Annotated in this window: 16 protein-coding genes; 9 read left to right on the top strand and 7 right to left on the bottom strand. The window is 62.1% G+C overall.

Annotated elements, in window-relative coordinates; genetic code table 11:
- The first annotated feature begins 74 nt into the window (after nt 1–74).
- Nucleotides 75–551: a cupin domain-containing protein gene (locus AB7C87_RS05440; protein WP_369728404.1), complete on the top strand. Its 477-nt coding sequence runs from the start codon at nt 75–77 to the stop codon at nt 549–551.
- A 36-nt stretch (nt 552–587) separates the two neighbouring features.
- On the opposite strand, the gene AB7C87_RS05435 is transcribed toward AB7C87_RS05440, so the two are convergent.
- The gene (locus AB7C87_RS05435) at nt 588–1943 is read right to left on the bottom strand and encodes a cytochrome P450 (protein WP_369728897.1); all 1356 of its coding nucleotides are present in this window, start codon (nt 1941–1943) and stop codon (nt 588–590) included.
- A 313-nt stretch (nt 1944–2256) separates the two neighbouring features.
- On the opposite strand from AB7C87_RS05435, the gene AB7C87_RS05430 reads away from it, so the two are divergent.
- The 3 genes from AB7C87_RS05430 to AB7C87_RS05420 all read left to right on the top strand — a co-directional run bounded on the left by AB7C87_RS05430 (nt 2257) and on the right by AB7C87_RS05420 (nt 4716).
- Nucleotides 2257–2931: a helix-turn-helix domain-containing protein gene (locus tag AB7C87_RS05430; protein ID WP_369728403.1), complete on the top strand. Its 675-nt coding sequence runs from the start codon at nt 2257–2259 to the stop codon at nt 2929–2931.
- Between the two features lie 150 nt (nt 2932–3081).
- Nucleotides 3082–3879, top strand: a complete 798-nt coding sequence (locus AB7C87_RS05425) for a ZIP family metal transporter (protein ID WP_369728402.1) — start codon at nt 3082–3084, stop codon at nt 3877–3879.
- Nucleotides 3880–3936: 57 nt separating this feature from the next.
- Nucleotides 3937–4716, top strand: coding sequence for an SIR2 family NAD-dependent protein deacylase (locus tag AB7C87_RS05420; RefSeq protein WP_369728401.1), 780 nt, complete (start codon nt 3937–3939; stop codon nt 4714–4716).
- A gap of 34 nt (nt 4717–4750) precedes the next feature.
- Here the strand turns inward: AB7C87_RS05420 and AB7C87_RS05415 are convergent, their stop codons facing one another.
- Nucleotides 4751–5398, bottom strand: coding sequence for a helix-turn-helix domain-containing protein (locus AB7C87_RS05415; protein WP_369728400.1), 648 nt, complete (start codon nt 5396–5398; stop codon nt 4751–4753).
- An 81-nt stretch (nt 5399–5479) separates the two neighbouring features.
- Nucleotides 5480–6181: a phosphoglycerol geranylgeranyltransferase gene (locus AB7C87_RS05410; RefSeq protein WP_369728399.1), complete on the bottom strand. Its 702-nt coding sequence runs from the start codon at nt 6179–6181 to the stop codon at nt 5480–5482.
- Between the two features lie 526 nt (nt 6182–6707).
- Between AB7C87_RS05410 and AB7C87_RS05405 the strand changes: the two genes are divergently transcribed.
- Entirely contained in the window at nt 6708–7055 is a 348-nt protein-coding gene (locus tag AB7C87_RS05405) for a hypothetical protein (protein ID WP_369728398.1), read from the top strand.
- 39 nt (nt 7056–7094) lie between these two features.
- Here the strand turns inward: AB7C87_RS05405 and AB7C87_RS05400 are convergent, their stop codons facing one another.
- Both AB7C87_RS05400 and AB7C87_RS05395 read right to left on the bottom strand, forming a co-directional pair.
- Nucleotides 7095–7829 carry an MBL fold metallo-hydrolase gene (locus AB7C87_RS05400; RefSeq protein WP_369728397.1) on the bottom strand — a complete coding sequence of 245 codons (735 nt, stop codon included), beginning with the start codon at nt 7827–7829 and terminating at the stop codon, nt 7095–7097.
- A gap of 173 nt (nt 7830–8002) precedes the next feature.
- Nucleotides 8003–8554 carry a hypothetical protein gene (locus tag AB7C87_RS05395; protein WP_369728396.1) on the bottom strand — a complete coding sequence of 184 codons (552 nt, stop codon included), beginning with the start codon at nt 8552–8554 and terminating at the stop codon, nt 8003–8005.
- A gap of 184 nt (nt 8555–8738) precedes the next feature.
- On the opposite strand from AB7C87_RS05395, the gene AB7C87_RS05390 reads away from it, so the two are divergent.
- Nucleotides 8739–10082, top strand: a complete 1344-nt coding sequence (locus tag AB7C87_RS05390; RefSeq protein ID WP_369728395.1) for a metallophosphoesterase — start codon at nt 8739–8741, stop codon at nt 10080–10082.
- A gap of 78 nt (nt 10083–10160) precedes the next feature.
- Entirely contained in the window at nt 10161–12983 is a 2823-nt protein-coding gene (locus AB7C87_RS05385) for an ATP-dependent helicase (protein WP_369728394.1), read from the top strand.
- Nucleotides 12984–13431: 448 nt separating this feature from the next.
- Here the strand turns inward: AB7C87_RS05385 and AB7C87_RS05380 are convergent, their stop codons facing one another.
- On the bottom strand, nt 13432–13632 hold the full coding sequence (locus AB7C87_RS05380) for a HalOD1 output domain-containing protein (protein WP_369728393.1): 201 nt from the start codon (nt 13630–13632) through the stop codon (nt 13432–13434).
- A gap of 36 nt (nt 13633–13668) precedes the next feature.
- Nucleotides 13669–13869, bottom strand: coding sequence for a hypothetical protein (locus AB7C87_RS05375; RefSeq protein WP_369728392.1), 201 nt, complete (start codon nt 13867–13869; stop codon nt 13669–13671).
- Between the two features lie 222 nt (nt 13870–14091).
- On the opposite strand from AB7C87_RS05375, the gene AB7C87_RS05370 reads away from it, so the two are divergent.
- Entirely contained in the window at nt 14092–14763 is a 672-nt protein-coding gene (locus AB7C87_RS05370) for a helix-turn-helix domain-containing protein (protein WP_369728391.1), read from the top strand.
- A 140-nt stretch (nt 14764–14903) separates the two neighbouring features.
- Nucleotides 14904–15206, top strand: coding sequence for a DUF7344 domain-containing protein (locus AB7C87_RS05365; protein WP_369728390.1), 303 nt, complete (start codon nt 14904–14906; stop codon nt 15204–15206).
- Nucleotides 15207–15396: the final 190 nt, after the last annotated feature.

Below are 15396 nucleotides of genomic sequence, written 5' to 3'. Positions count from 1 at the left end.
CTCGAAACGCCCTCGATTGGTCGACCGCGTCGGCAATCAAATTCTTCTCCACCGTGGGAGTAGCTCTCTGGCACATGGAGCCGATCAACGAAGACGACCTCGAGTGGACGGAGTACGACCGCGGAGAATCGAAATTCCGACGAAAACAGCTCTCGGAGGCCGGCGACGCCGACAGTCTGGGCTGTAGCCTGTACGAACTCCCTCCCGGCGAACGGTCCTGGCCGTATCACTACCACACGGGAAACGAGGAGGCGGTTTTCGTCCTCGACGGCGAGGGCGTGCTCCGGTGCGAAGACGGGGAGAAGTCGCTCGAGACGGGCGACTTCGCGGGGTTTCCAGCCACCGAGGAGGGTGGTCACCAGATCGTCAACGCCGGCGACGCGCCGTTGCGATACCTGATGGTGTCGACGATGGACGAGCCCGACATCACGGTCTACCCCGAGATGGACAAGATCGGCGTCTACGCCGGTTCCCCGCCGGGTGGCCGGGACGAACGAACCGTCTCGGGATACTACCGAACCGACGACGACGTCGACTATTGGGAGGAGTGAAATTCTCCTCGAGTGACGGGTTGGACGGGGATTCGGTCAGCGCTCGGAAACCGTCATCGGAATCGGGTGTTTCGGCCGCGCGGTGATCGTCGCCCGCAGGTCGAGGTCGGTTCCGGGAACGAGTTCGAGGTGGTAGTGCTGGTAGACCGTCGCGAGAATGAGTCGGGCCTCGAGCATCGCAAAGCGGTCGCCGATACACCGGCGCGGACCGGCGGCGAAGGGGAAGTACGCAAGCTTCGGCAGATCGGCTTCCATCTCGTCGGTCCAGCGCTCGGGGCGGAACGCGAGCGGATCGTCGTACCACCGGGGATCGCGGTGGACGACCCACTGGTGCATGCGGACGCTCGAGCCCGGATCGATCTCGTATCCCCCGACGACGTCCGGTTTGACCGGCTCGCGGACGATCCCGGGCACCGGCGGATAGAGTCGCATCGACTCTTTGACGACTCGCTCCGTGTAGGTGAGTTCGGAGAGGTCGTCCATCGTCGGCGGCTCCCCGTCGAGAACCTCCTCGAGTTCCGCGACCAGTTTCTCCTCGACTGCCGGACTCTTCGCGAGCGCGTAGAACGTCAGCGTCAGCGAGAGCGCGGTCGTCTCGTGGCCGGCTAACAGGAGCGTCACGACCTCGTCGCGGATCTGTTCGGGCGACATCGGCGCGTCGTTTCCCTCTGTGGCGTTCGATCCGCCCTCGAGCAGTTTCGAGATGACGTCGTTCTCGGTCGGGTTCACCCGTCGCTCCTCGATCAGCGCGTAGACTACTTCGTCGAGTTGCTCGCGGGCGCGTCGAATCCGCAGTCGGGCGGGCGTCGGAACCGACGGCGGGAGGACGAAGTGAGCGAGACTTTCGGTGGCCGCCATGAACTCCTCGAGCGCCGAGCCGACCGCGTGGACGTGCTCGTCGACGTCCGCCCCGAAGAGGGCACGGGCGACGATTTTCAACGTGACCTCCATCATGTCCTCGTGGACGTCGCGCGTCTGGCCCGGCTTCCACGTCTCTACGTTCTCCTCGGTAAACTCGGTCATCATGGCCGCGTACTCCCGGATTCGATCAGGGTGGAACGCCGGCTGGATACGGTGGCGATTGCGCCGCCAGACGGCCCCCTCGCTGTTCAGGATTCCGTTACCCGTGATCGGGCGAAGGACGTTCTGGAACCGATCGCCTTTCACGTACCGTTCGTTTCGCTGGACGAGTACGTGCTCGATGTACTCCGGGTGGTTGATCTGGTAGACGGGACCGCCAGGATCTTCCCAGTAGGCGACGTCGCCGTACTCGCGGGCTGTCCGGGTCATGAACTCGTAGGGTTCTCGGAGAAAAGTGAGCTGATTACCGAGAATCGGGAGTCCGTCGGGACCCGGCGGCCGTCCGTTCGCGGGAGGTTCGTCGTCGCTCATGCCCGAGTAGAGTACAGCCAGGCCCCTCCGTCTGTACCCGATCATACGAGGGGTATTTATTTGATAGGGGTGAGTGTTTTCGCATGACTCGGTCCGCCCCGTCGCTCGAGCGTTATCCGGCGATTCGTTCGCCCGCGTGGTCGCCCCTCGAGGTTCGATCCGATTGGCCATTGATACTCCCTGCGCTTGATCGGTCGTTCGCCACTTCCGCGTTCGATCGGCCGTTCGTCACCCGGGAATCCGATCAGCCGTCAATCGCACCGCGGTTCGAGCGACCCGCTCCCGCTTTCGTTCGAATCGGTGGTGGTCGGCCGTGAGATACGCAACGGTCGTGTTGAGGTGGACTGCAGGGGAGATTCACGCGATCGACGACGCATTCGCACGGAGTAAGGCGGTCTCCATCGAGGCAATTCGTCACATCGATCGGATACACGACCGCCGGTATGCCGAACTGCTCGAGCTTCGCGGCGACCTCGCGGCCGCTCGGAGACTGCTCGCGGCCGTTCCCGACGTCCTCGAGTTCGACGTGGCGGGTGCGAACGACCGGGGAATCGCTTGCGTCCAGTACCGGGCCGCCGAGCCGATGGTCGATCTACTGGCAATCCTCCGCGAGCACGAGATCGTCGTCGACTGGCCGATGCCGTTCGTCGGAGTCGAGGGCCGCGACGGTGGCGACCGCGCCCTCGAGATCCGCATCCTCGGCACGAGTCGGGCGATCCAGCGTGCCGCCAGGGATCTCCCCGACGGCGTCGACCTGAATCTCCAGCGACTGAGCGGATACGAACCCGACGCCACACGGTTCTCGCCGACGTTGACCGACCGCCAGCGGGAGGTGTTCGACTGCGCCTTCGAGGAGGGATACTACGAGATCCCGCGGGAAACGACCCATCGCGAACTGGCCGATCGACTCGGCGTTTCGGCGGGAACGGTCGGAGAACACCTCCAGCGGATCGAGGCGAAACTGGCGGCGTCCTACCGGCGCGGTTGATCGGCCTCCGGTAACGATCGGTCGACTCGATCGGGTCGCGGGTTCGTCCGCACCGATTTATTGGCTGTCGAGGCGAATGCCACGGGGTTTGACTCCGAGGCGGTTCACCACGGTCCCTATAAGACGCCCGGTCGGGTACCTTCCGTACGGATGGTGCTCGCCGAACACGTCGCGCTGGTCTTTCTCGCCGGCCTCGTCACGGCGCTTGCGACCGGCGTCGGCGCGCTCCCGTTTTTCTTCTTCGACTCGATCAGCGACCGACGAAACGTCGTTCTCTGGGGGCTCGCATCGGGGATCATGCTCTCGGCGTCGCTTTTCGGGCTCGTCGACGAGGGGCTGTCCGAAGGAACGCCCCTCGAGATCGTGGTCGGCCTCGTCGCGGGCGTCGTCCTCGTCGTCGTCGCCCGCGACGTCCTCCTCGACGCGGATATCGACCCGCGCCAGTACGAGGAAGCGGACTTCAAAAAACTCGTCCTCGTCCTCGGCGTATTGACGGTCCACAGCTTTCCGGAGGGGGTCGCGATCGGCGTCTCGTTCGCCGACCTCGGCCTCGAGGGTGGCATCCCGATCCTCGGGCTGACGGTTCCGGTGCTTGCGGTCTTCATGACGATCGCGATCTCGATCCACAACGTGCCGGAGGGGACGGCGATCTCGATCCCGCTCTCGTCGATGGGCGTTCCGAACTGGAAGCTCGTCTGGTGGGCGATCTTCTCGAGTCTTCCCCAGCCGATCGGGGCCGTTCTCGCGTTCGGGTTCGTTCGCGTCGCACGGGAGTTTCTCGCGTTCGGCTTCGGCTTCGCCGCGGGTGCGATGATCTTCCTCGTGCTCACCGAGTTCGTTCCCGAGGCCCTCGAGATCGGCGAGCGACTCCCTAACGGCGGAAAGCCGGAACTGGTCGGCGGTATCGCACTCGGCGTCGCGCTCATGATCCCGCTCGCGTTCGTCTAGACCGGCGCCGACGTTTGCGACCTTCCCGTTTTTGCCGTCCCGGAACGACTTCTGGGTATGGACGAGACGGATAGCGAGCGACTCGCCGACGACCTCCGGGTGGCCGACTCTGCGGTCGCACTGACCGGCGCCGGCATCTCTGCCCCATCGGGCGTGCCGACGTTTCGCGGCGATGACGGCGTCTGGGAACGCTTCGACGAAGGGCAGTTCACCTACGGCCGATTCCAGCGTGATCCCGACGGCTTCTGGACCGACCGCGTCGAACTCCAGCGGGAACTGTTCGGCGGGGACCACGAGCCCAACGCCGCCCACGAGGCGCTCGCCTCGCTCGGCCTGGACGGACGCCTCGAGGCGATCTGTACGCAAAACACCGACGGACTTCACGGCGACGCACTCGAGTCGACCGACGAAGAGCCCGGGACGACGATTCTCGAACTGCACGGAAACGCCCGACGCGTTCGATGTGTCGACTGCGGGAGGCGCCAGGCCGCCGATCCGATCTTCGAACGGGCCGAAGACGGCGAACTGCCGCCGCGGTGTGAGTGTGGCGGTCCCTACAAACCCGACGTCGTCCTCTTCGGCGAACAGCTCCCGGGCGCCGTCATCCAGCGCGCCAAGTCGCTCGCACGCGAGTGCGACGTCTTCCTCGCGATCGGCTCGTCGCTCGTCGTCGAACCCGCCGCCTCGCTCCCACGGCTGGCCGCCTCCGCCGGCGCGACCGTCGGAATCGTCAACCTCGAGTCGACGCCCTGCGACGGCGTCGCAGACGTCGTGTTGCGCGAGGACGTCACGCAGGCGCTCCCTCGACTCCGGGAACTGGTCGAATCGGCCGACTAACTCCGAACCGTCTCAGGTCGCCTCGGGGGGATCGCTACAGAACGTGTTCGTCGATCAGTCGGGACTGTCCTCGCCGCAATCGCTCGCTGACGGCTTGCGTGGAGATGCCGAGCATTTCGGCGACCGTCGCGAGGTCCGTTCCTCGCGGCACGTCGAAGAACCCGCGTTCGTACGCGAGGACGATCGCCTCCCGTTGTGACTCGGTGAGCGGGTTCGACTCGCCAGCGCGCCGGGCGACCTCGCCGTTAGCGAGTCGGTGGAGTTCGAATTCGACGTCCTCTCCCTCGAGAAACGTGTAGTATTCCGCGAACGATTCGCGGTCGGGAAACCGCATCTCGACCTCCCACCGCCCTTCGGAGCCGAGACACTCGAGTAACTCCCCGCCGGCCGCGACCCATCGACGGTAGGCCGAAATCACGCCCGAGTCGCTTCGCTGCATCCGGTAGAGCGCTCGGTCGCCGCTGTGGACGAGACGATCGAACTCGTCGACCGTCTCGTCGGCGTCCAGTTCGCGTTCGAGACGGTCCCGATCGTGATATCGCGTCCAACAGAAGACGATCGGACGATCCGGATCTAGCGCGTACTGTCGCTCGAGTTCGATCGTGAGCGACGGCAACGCCTCGAGCGTTGGCCCGAGGACCAACGAGGGAGACGCCGCTTCGAACTCCGCGAGCAGACTCATATCTCGTGTTGGTTCCCGGAGACGCAAAACCGTTTAGGCCAAAACGGCTTTTTCATCCGGTGTATCCACTAATACCAAGCGTTACGCATCGGATGCGGCTTCGACGGTATCGCGAACCGCCTCGACGCCCTCGTCGTGAGCCAGGTTGCCGACGACGATTACGTCGGCGTACTGCGCCATCGAATACGCCGAGTCGTAGTCGTAGATTCCGCCCCCGTAGAACAGCGTCGCCTCGTCGGTCGCCTCGCTCGCCGCCTCGACGATTCCCTCGTCGCCCAGCGTTCCCGAGTACTCGACGTAGACGATCTCCTGACCGAACATCCGCTCGGCGACGGTCGCGTAAGCGGCGACGTCGTCGGCGTCGAGGTCGCAGTCGGCTTCGGTGTACGTCGCGACGTCCGCCTCCGGGTTCATCACGATGTACGCTTCCGTCGTCGTTCGCTCCCAGTCGAGTCCGTTGTCGATCCTGACCCACTCCTTGTGAGCGCCCGTGATCCAGAACGGCGAACCGGCGTTGAACACGGTCGGAATAAGGTAGCCCTCGAGTGCCTCGTTGTCGATGACGACGTCGGGACTCGAGGGCTCCTGGTAGAGCGCCACGTCGTGTTCGGCACAGGCCTCGACGACGGCTTCCATGTTCTCCTCGGTGATCCCCATCGTCCCGCCGACCTCGATCGCGTCGGTACCAGTCGCACAGAGGTCGCCGTAGGTGGTCCCCTCGGGGAGGTCCTTGTCGGGATCGATCTTCAGAATGTGATTCCAGTCGTCCCAGGGGGCAGTCATACCGCTCCGTTTCCCGAGGACCGTCAAAAGCGCTACGAAACGGCCGACAGCACCGGTACGAAGCGATCGGCGTCCTGCGCCGTCGAAACGGAGGTCGTGTTCGGTGGGAGTTTTGGACGAACTGAACGCACGCGTCCAGGTCGTCATCGTCGAACGGCGCAGCCTCCTGAAACCTCACTCGCCGGAAGATCGACGAAGTACAGTAGCCACTACCCGTCTCGTACACCTGATCGCCAGACGGATCGGCGAGCAGTGTGTGAATCACTTCAGTTGGTACTATAGTAACCACTGAACGTCACTGCACACCCGATCGCCAGACAAATCGGCGATCGGTGTGTACATCGTTTCAGTTGTTACTACATCGATCGATGGATCGTCCGTCTGTAACCGTGCGACGAACCGCACCGCTGTGGCGGCTCAGCGCGATCTCGTTCCACGGACGATGATCGAGATCGTGCAAATATATATGTCTCTCCGGAAAAATCTTTCAACTGACCAGTCACGATGAAGCTCAGGGGGACAAACAATGAGTGATGGTTCCATCGTCCTGTTATTCAGCGCAGTGATGGTATTCGCGTCGATACTGAAAGGGTTCGACTATGTTCTCCTCGCGAGCAAAGAGATCGACCGGGCTCCCATCCTCTCGAGGGTGCTATTCGGGTGCTGGATCGGTATCGGAGTTGGCGGTGTGGCGATACTCGTCGGGTACGTCACAGTGGGGGCGACTCCGCTAACCGCCGCCTTCGCGGGACAGTTCGCTGTCCCGGTCTGTCTCATTCTCGATCTGGTCAGAGATCGCACGATCGGTATCGAGAACGGGTGGAGCCCGACAGGCCGATGGGTGGCGGAGAACGTCCTCGCGAAACGCTGGTAGCCGTCTCCGGCTTTCGACGCTATTCGGCCGTTATCGTCGCTACTCGACCGTTATCGTCGTGAGATCCTCGGCGAACCTGACGTCGCCGTCGTAGTGGGCGCCGATCGACTCGAGCATCTCCTCGTGACGCCCCTCCGTGTGCGGATAGAGATGGGTCAGATAGACTCTGCCGATATCCGCCCCCTCGAGTGCGGTTCCCAGCCGTTCGGGCGTCGGGTGGTTCGAGACCTCGACGTCGTCGGGAAACGAGCAGTCGTGGGCGAGGATCGCAGACTCGTCGGCGAAGTTCGCCAGCCCGGCAAAGGCCTCGCTGTCGCCACTGAACGTAAAGCGGTCGTCGAACCGGTAGGCCAGACAGGGCAGTGAGTGGCGCGTCTCGTACGCCGAGACGTCGAAGCCGGCGACCGAAAACTCGCCGGGATGGACCTCGCGCACCCGCAACTCGAGTTTCTCCTGCATGTACTCGTGGACCGAGAGCAAACCGTCGACCAACGCCTTCGTTCCCTGCGGGCCGACGACCTCGAGGTGTTCCTCGCCGGCGAGCCAGCGGGCTTTCATCAGCGGGAGCAAGTCCGCGACGTGGTCGAGGTGGTGGTGGGTGAGCAAGACACTCGAGACGTTTTCGTAGCCGACGCCGGACTGCTGGAGTCGATGAAGCACGCCGGAGCCACAGTCGACGAGGAGCGTCCGGCCGTCGTCCTGGACGAGGATCCCCGTCTGGAAGCGCTCGCCGGTCGCCATCGCGCTTCCGGTCCCGAGAAAGGTGATGCGCATGCGAAAGCGTGGGCCCGGTTCCGGCAAAAGGGTTGTGCTGGTACTCGAGGCACGATCACGCAAAGAGTAATTCCAGAACGGGCACACCCAGAGGAGGACGTGCCCGCCGACGACCGGAACCAGCGTGCGCCGTCGCAGGGAGACCACCACGAACCGCGAACTCCCCTGGCGCCTCACTCGAGTTCGCCGCGTAGGCACTCGACCCGCTCGAGGAACTGCCGACGAACCTCGCTCGGGACGCAGGGCTCGAGATCGTACGCGAGAGTCGTCGGCTCCGCCGGCTGGAAACCGTTCAACAGCGCCGTCGCCTCGTACCGAAAGAGGCGGTCGTCGGCGTCCATCACCGCCCGCCACTCGGAGTCGGTCGGCGGCCGGACGTCGAGGCGTTTCCACGTGGCCTCGAGGACGCGCTCCTCGATCGCGCCAAATTCGTCGATCCGTCGTTTGACCGGCCGGGGAAGGTCGGTGATGTACGCCTCGGCGGCGTCGTGGCACAACCCGTAGAGCTGAACCAGCGGCCCGTACTCGTCTGCGAGTTCACGGCTTACGTAAAGGGAGTGCGTCCCGACCGTGTAGAAGAACGCGCTCTGTCCCGAGAACCGGCAGGTCTGTGAGAGTCCGTGGGCGACGTCCTCGAGTCGAATCCGGTCGGGGGATGGCTCGAGCGGGTCGAATCGCATTCCCGAGTACGTGTTGATCGAGTTCGAGGACTGCTCGTTCGTCATACCGGTCCTTGGGAAAGCGACCGACAAATCGATTCGGGTTCGTGGAATTTCGGAACCGATCCGTGTGAAAGCGGCGTTCGTTCGGGATGTCCTCCCGTGACGAGTGACGGGGGTTAGCCCCGCAGTGCGTGTCGTTGAGTCGCTGGCGTAACACTATACGTGCCGGGGTTGAACAGCGGACGCTATGGTCGACGACGCCGACCCTGTTTATTACGTAATCAGTGATCTTCACATCGGCGGTGACGAACAGCTCGGCGAGATCGACTTTCTCGACGAGTTACTCGCATTTCTCGAGCGCCTCGAGACGACCGACGAGAACGCCGAGTTGGTGATCAACGGCGATCTGTTCGGCCTGTGGGAGTTTACCGAAATCGACGGACTCGCGAAGTTCGACTTCTTGACCGAGCGCTATCCCGACCTGTTCGAGCAGTTGCGTGCGACCGGCGAGTCGATTCCAATCACGCTGTTGCCGGGCAATCACGACAACGAACTCGCGGCCTACGAGGAGTACGTCGAGCGGTTTGCCGACTACAACGTCGATCTCGTTCGATCCCGTTCGATCACCCGGTCGGTGGGCGATCGGACGATCTGGTTCGAACACGGCCACCAGCAGGATCCGAACAATCGCTTCGAGGACTTCGGTAACCCGTACGAAACGCCGCTCGGGTACTTTTATAACACGCACGTGACGAGCCGAGCGGGAAGGCTCTCCGGGCGGGGTCGATACAACTGGTTGAAAGACGTTCAGGCAGTCACGCCGACGGAGCGCGTCCCGCACTGGCTCCTCTCGAAGTACTTCTACCGCGAAATGAATCCGCTCTTGCGGTACGCGGCGATCCCGTTCCTGTTGGCGTTCAACATCAGCGTCGTGATCGCGGTCCTCGCCGGGTTGGACGTGGCCGGCGTCTGGACGATGCCGGTCGAGTCGGCGGACGCTGTCCTCGCTCGGCTGGGTCTCGTCGGTGAAGCCGTCCACTTCGTCCTCGTCATCAACGCGGTGATCGCCGGCGTGATCCTCCTCGCGGCCGTTCCCGTCTACTTCGTCCTCCGAGACGTCCGAAAGACGGTCGATCGGTTCGGAATCTTCGAGACGGATCTCACCGTCGATCCCGACGAGCCCTACGAGGACGCCGCACGGGAGGTGTTTGCCGAACATCCGGAGACGGCGATTTTCTGCTACGGTCACACCCATCGTCCGAGCATCACCGAGGTCGATGGACGGCTTCTCGTCAACACCGGGACGTGGCTGAAGCGACTTCACCGCCGGGACGTCGTCACGGGCGTCTTACCGCCGGTGTTTTACCCGTCGTATCAGCTCTGTGCCGTTCGCATCGCCGCCGAACCTGCCGGCATCGCAGTCGAGTACGAAGAAATCGTGAAACCGAGCCCGCACACCGAGGAGGTCACTCTCACCGAACGGTTTCTCACGCTCGGACGGGAACCGTCTCCAGCGTTGCCCGATCGAGCGGTCGTCCCCGTCGAAGCCACACCGCTTGCTCCCGACGCGAGCGGGCAAACGAGCGAGTGAACGCCATTCTGGTTCTTCCCCTCTACTTTCACCCCGCTGTCCAAACCCTCTTACCTACCGGGTCCTCAGACGGGGACGATGAGGTGGACCGAGGACCTCGAGTTGCCGGATTCGGACGACCTGCCGTTCGATCCGGACGCCGTCGAGATCGAAGACGGCGACGTCTTCTCCCTGCTAGAGCCCGCGGTCCGGGAGTGGTGGCTCGAGGAGTTCGGCGAGTACGTTCCCGAGAACGGCGGTTTTTTCACGCCACCCCAGCGCGGTGCGATCCCGAAGATCCACGATGGCCAGAACACGCTGATCTGCGCGCCGACGGGATCGGGAAAGACGTTAGCGAGTTTCAACTCGATTATCAATGCTCTCTATCGCGAAGATCGAACGAACGAGGACGGCCTCGAGAACTCGGTCTACTGTCTCTACGTTTCGCCGCTGAAATCGCTCGCAAACGACATTCACCGGAACTTAGCGGTTCCGCTCGAGGGGATCGAGTCGGTCGTCGAACGCGCGGCGCACAGCGCCGCGGAAGATGCGAGCGGGCAGGGCCCGCGAGCCGGCGATGGCGACGAGGAGATGGGCGAGATCCGCCACGCCATCCGTCACGGCGACACCCCCTCGAGCGAGCGCCAGAAGATGTTAGACGAGACGCCCCACATCCTGAATACGACACCGGAGACGCTCGCAATCTTGCTCAACTCCCCAAAATTCCGTGAGAAGCTCCGGACGGTGGAGTACGTCATCGTCGACGAGATCCACTCGCTGGCCGCCGGCAAGCGGGGTACCCACCTGTCGGTGAGCTTAGAGCGACTCGAGGCGATGGCCGACGGCGAGATCACGCGGATCGGCTGTTCGGCGACGATCGAACCCGTCTCGGCGGTCGCCGAGTTTCTGGTGGGGCGAACCGAGCCGGGAGGCGAACCCAGAGACTACGAGGTCGTCGACGCCCGCTTCGCCCGCGAGTTCGACCTCCGTCTCGAGTGTCCGACCGACGACCTCGTCAATACGTCCAGAGACGTCGTCCAGGACCGGTTCTACCGGATGCTCGACGAGCACATACGAGGACACACCAACACCATCGTCTTCACGAACACGCGATCGGGGGCCGAACGCGTGTTACACAACCTGCGCGAACGGTTCGACGGCTACGATGAGACGAACTCGGGTTGTCACCACGGCAGTCTCTCGAAGGACGTCCGCCAGGACGTCGAGGGCCGGCTCAAGGAAGGGGATCTCGACGTCGTGACGACCTCGACGAGCCTCGAGTTAGGGATCGACATGCCCCACGTCGACCTGGTCGTCCAGGTCGGTTCCCCGAAGTCGGTCGCCGCAATGCTCCAGCGGGTCGGCCGCGCCGGCCACCGGGTCGGCCAGACGGTGACTGGACGGGTGATCGCGCTCGATCGGGACGAGTTGCTCGAGTGTGCCGTCATGATGAAACGAGCCGAGGAGGGGTTCGTCGACTCCGTCTCGATTCCGGAAAACGCCCAGGACGTGGCGGCCCAGCACGTCTACGGGATGGCGATCGCCGAAATACGCCCGGAGTCGGCGGTAACGGAAATCCTCCAGCGTGCGTACCCCTACCGGAACTACGGCACGGAAGAGTGGGAATCACTCGCACGCTATCTCACCGCCGAGTACGCCGGGCTGGAGGACAAAAACGTCTACGCGAAGATCTGGCGCGACGAGAACGACCCGCCCGACGGCGAGTACCACTACGAGGAGTTTCCGGTGGGTGAGCCCCTGATCGGCAAGCGCGGTCGGCTCGCGCGGGTGATCTACATGACGAACATCGGGACGATACCCGACTCGTTCAGCTGTGACGTCTACACGCGGGCGAGCGACGAGTGGGTTGGCCAGCTCGACGAGGAGTACCTCGATACGATCGAGAAAGGCGACGTCTTCGTCCTCGGCGGCGATCACTTCGAGTATCGCTACCGCCGCGGCTCGAAGGTCTACGTCGACCGGACGAGCGCCCGGCCGACGGTTCCCTCGTGGTACTCAGAGCGACTGCCGCTTTCCTACGACCTCGCCTGCGAGATCCTCGCCTTCCAGGGGGAACTCCTCGCCCACTACGAGGAGGGCGGCGCGCCCAGGGTTCGCGCCTGGCTCCGGGAGTTTCCACTCGACGACGACAGCGTGCGGGCGATTTCTCGCCTCTTCGAGTACCAGCTTCGCTATGCGGGTCCCGAAAGCGTGAGCACGCCCGACCGACTGGCCATCGAGGTTCAACGCGACCGCGAGGAGTACGAACGCCGCTACTACGTCCACTCGACGTACGGACGCAGGGTCAACGACGGTCTCTCCCGACTGCTCGCCTACCGGTGTGCACAGGAGGCGACCGCAAACGTCACGGTCGCCGTCGCCGACAACGGTTTCGTCCTCTCGATGCCACTGAATCGAAAAGTCGACCTCGAGGGGATCCTCGAGGACCTCGAGGCCGAAGACGTCCGCGAAACGCTTCGGGCGTCGCTGTCGGGCACCGACCTCCTCCAGCGGTACTTCCGGATCAACGCGACCCGGTCGCTGATGATCCTCAAACGGTACAAGGGCTACGAGAAATCCGCGAGCGAACAACAGGTCTCGAGCGAGATGTTGCTCGGCTTCGCGGAGGAGTTAGAGGAGTTCGCCGTGATCGAGGAGACCTACCGCGAGATCGTAGAGGACAAGCTCAACGTCGCCGAGATAGAGGGGATCGTCGCCGCTCTAGAGACTGGCGACCTCGACGTCGAGCGCCGGCTACTCGACTCGCCGACGCCGCGTGCGTTCGGCCTCGCGACGCTGTCGGCGAGCGACGTGGTGCTCGCCGAGGACGAAAGCGCCGCGTTACAGGCGCTTCACGATCACGTCTTAGACGAGATCGGCGACGAGTCGCTCCGCGGGCTCTCTTCGGAGTCGCTCGAGTGAGCGAGCCGACGGTCTGTTCGATCCGGGTCCTGTTGGGTCGTTCGTCGAGGCGACTCCCCGGCCGAGGTCGAAGAAATCCCCTGTGAAACATATCTCGGATACCGACACGATTTCGAACGTGTCGGTGTGATACGGGCCTGGGCCCCTGCTCGAGAGGGTCGAACACGTCGTCACCGGATCCCTCGCGTACTCGCCAGATGGTGGCCAACACTTCGGGCGATCCAGACTCGAGCGAAGCGGGCACGTCCCCGAAGTGGGTTTCCGTCTGCAATCCTCTGAACTGGCTCTGTTGAAATTCTTGAGAACTGACGTTTTTTGAGTGATCTGCTGAATATAGAGGATAGATGCAGCACAAGGGCTTCGTTTGTTTCGCGTCGAAATTAGTGAACTATCCGAACACTACACGTACTTATTGAACGCTGAACGGTCTGTCAGAATAGAGAGCCATTCATAAGTGCTTATCGAGATGGATCGACTCATCGGCGGTGACGGTGACGACAGATCCATCGTACGGAAACGTGACCAAGATTTCAGTGTCGGTACACAATGCGTTGAGTGTGTCTGGATCGACCACGTCATACAGCGGTCGCAACTCCTCGGGAGTGATCCCTTCTCGCTCTGCGACAGCCATCACGATTGCAACGCCCACAGATTCAACGGACTCGCCTGGGACTGTAGATATCGTTTATTCCTCTTCGTGATCGTCGTATCTGGCCAGTTCGGTAATTTGTACCTCCCAGTCATGGGTCGATCCTCGCGTTCGAAACTCCCAGGCACCGCGCACGTCCACGTCAGCCTTGATGGCCTTCTCGATTGCCTCCGCGAGAATAGCCTCGAAGTCGTCGTCACTGGTAATCGAAACATCATCGAGTTGATCACGTATCATGGTGGGTGGGCCGCGGTCCTCGACCCGAAGAGAGGAGTGCTAAGCCACAACCATATACACGTCACCATGGTCACACTTCGCGCAGGGCGTCGGTCCACCATTCTGAAGGGACGCCACACGCATAGGCCTGCCGTTCTGCATGACACACCATGCTATTCCCCAGAGTATGATACACCATGCTCCCCATATTTACACGTCTCGAACCTCACGTTCTAGCAAAGGATGGCAGTCATCGCGCACCTCCGGATTCCAGCCGATTCATTCGAACTTGGCCGGATCCTCGAACTGGAAGCCAGCGGAACGGTCGAACTCGAAAATATGGTTCCGCTAGGTGAGAAGGCCGTTCCGTTCTTTTCCGTGAGCGATGAGGTTCGAGAATCCTTCGAACAAAACGTCGAGAACCATCCGTCGGTCGAACGCATTATTGAAGTGACGCGCCACGACGCCGAGCGCCTGTATTCGCTGGAATGGAACGTCCGTCGGGACGTATTCTTACAGGGGATTGTCGATCTACGGGGACAACTTTTGAGTGCCACCGGAACGGTCAAAACCTGGGAGTTCGAGATCCGGTTTCCCACTCACGAGACACTCAGTGAGTTTCAGGAATACTGTTCGAACGCGCACATTCAACTCGAAGTCGGACGCATTTACAATCCCGTCCGCCCGGGGACCGGGATATGGTATGGGGTGACACAACCTCAGCGTGAAACACTGATGCGCGCTGTACAGGGTGGATACTACTCGATCCCACGACAAATGTCTACACAGGATCTGGCGGATGTACTCGATATCTCCGACCAGGCCGTCACAGAGCGACTGCGGCGTGCAATCGAGACGCTCACTACAAACACGCTCATTGCAATGGAAGAGGAACTCGATGAGGAGTTCGAGTAGCCCCAGGAACCCTGATTGCGTCAACCCCATCTCGACCGCGGAAGAGGCCTTCTGTGCTGGGTGGTACTTGATACTAACCTTGTCCACCATGCAGCGGACGGAACCGTTCGGGGACCCTTATACAGAGCATGAGAACGAGGATGGGATTTGACCAAATTGCAGAAGCACTCGGAGATCAAGAGCGGCGGCAGATTCTTCTGGAACTACTGGATCACAATCCAGTGGACGGACCAGAGGCCCTGGAGGAAAACGATACACGAGAGACAGAGGAACACGAGGTGGAACTGGTTCATACCCATCTTCCGAAACTTGACGATATGGGCTACATCGTCTGGGACAGAGACCACGATAATATCTTGAAGGGGCCAAATTGGGAAGAGATTGAATCGGTAGTTCGATTACTTAGTGACAACAGAGCACAGATCCCTAACAACACGTTCTGACGCTCTCAAAGGAGATCATGTGCCTTCGGCTGCACTAATCTCTATATTCGACACCACCTTTTTTGACAGCAATCGGAGATACGAATTGCTGGACCGATAACTGTACCACCTGTACTGACTCGATGGAAATTCTGCTAACCCATGAGAGCGTGAATCAAGCATGGGACGCAAGAGACCGACGATCGCTCCG

Origin of the sequence: Natrarchaeobius versutus, assembly GCF_041205745.1 — an archaeon.
GTDB lineage: Archaea > Halobacteriota > Halobacteria > Halobacteriales > Natrialbaceae > Natrarchaeobius > Natrarchaeobius versutus.
This window is presented reverse-complemented; position numbering and strand designations above follow the sequence as displayed.

What these genes read in the sequence shown, in the direction of transcription:
- AB7C87_RS05370 (WP_369728391.1), top strand. Translation starts at nt 14,092, where the DNA reads ATGGCAGTCATCGCGCACCTCCGGATTCCAGCCGATTCATTCGAACTT.
- AB7C87_RS05440 (WP_369728404.1), top strand. Translation starts at nt 75, where the DNA reads ATGGAGCCGATCAACGAAGACGACCTCGAGTGGACGGAGTACGACCGC.
- AB7C87_RS05410 (WP_369728399.1), bottom strand. Translation starts at nt 6,181, where the DNA reads ATGACTGCCCCCTGGGACGACTGGAATCACATTCTGAAGATCGATCCC.
- AB7C87_RS05415 (WP_369728400.1), bottom strand. Translation starts at nt 5,398, where the DNA reads ATGAGTCTGCTCGCGGAGTTCGAAGCGGCGTCTCCCTCGTTGGTCCTC.
- AB7C87_RS05420 (WP_369728401.1), top strand. Translation starts at nt 3,937, where the DNA reads ATGGACGAGACGGATAGCGAGCGACTCGCCGACGACCTCCGGGTGGCC.
- AB7C87_RS05385 (WP_369728394.1), top strand. Translation starts at nt 10,161, where the DNA reads ATGAGGTGGACCGAGGACCTCGAGTTGCCGGATTCGGACGACCTGCCG.
- AB7C87_RS05435 (WP_369728897.1), bottom strand. Translation starts at nt 1,943, where the DNA reads ATGAGCGACGACGAACCTCCCGCGAACGGACGGCCGCCGGGTCCCGAC.
- AB7C87_RS05390 (WP_369728395.1), top strand. Translation starts at nt 8,739, where the DNA reads ATGGTCGACGACGCCGACCCTGTTTATTACGTAATCAGTGATCTTCAC.
- AB7C87_RS05365 (WP_369728390.1), top strand. Translation starts at nt 14,904, where the DNA reads ATGGGATTTGACCAAATTGCAGAAGCACTCGGAGATCAAGAGCGGCGG.
- AB7C87_RS05395 (WP_369728396.1), bottom strand. Translation starts at nt 8,554, where the DNA reads ATGACGAACGAGCAGTCCTCGAACTCGATCAACACGTACTCGGGAATG.
- AB7C87_RS05400 (WP_369728397.1), bottom strand. Translation starts at nt 7,829, where the DNA reads ATGCGCATCACCTTTCTCGGGACCGGAAGCGCGATGGCGACCGGCGAG.
- AB7C87_RS05405 (WP_369728398.1), top strand. Translation starts at nt 6,708, where the DNA reads ATGAGTGATGGTTCCATCGTCCTGTTATTCAGCGCAGTGATGGTATTC.
- AB7C87_RS05375 (WP_369728392.1), bottom strand. Translation starts at nt 13,869, where the DNA reads ATGATACGTGATCAACTCGATGATGTTTCGATTACCAGTGACGACGAC.
- AB7C87_RS05425 (WP_369728402.1), top strand. Translation starts at nt 3,082, where the DNA reads ATGGTGCTCGCCGAACACGTCGCGCTGGTCTTTCTCGCCGGCCTCGTC.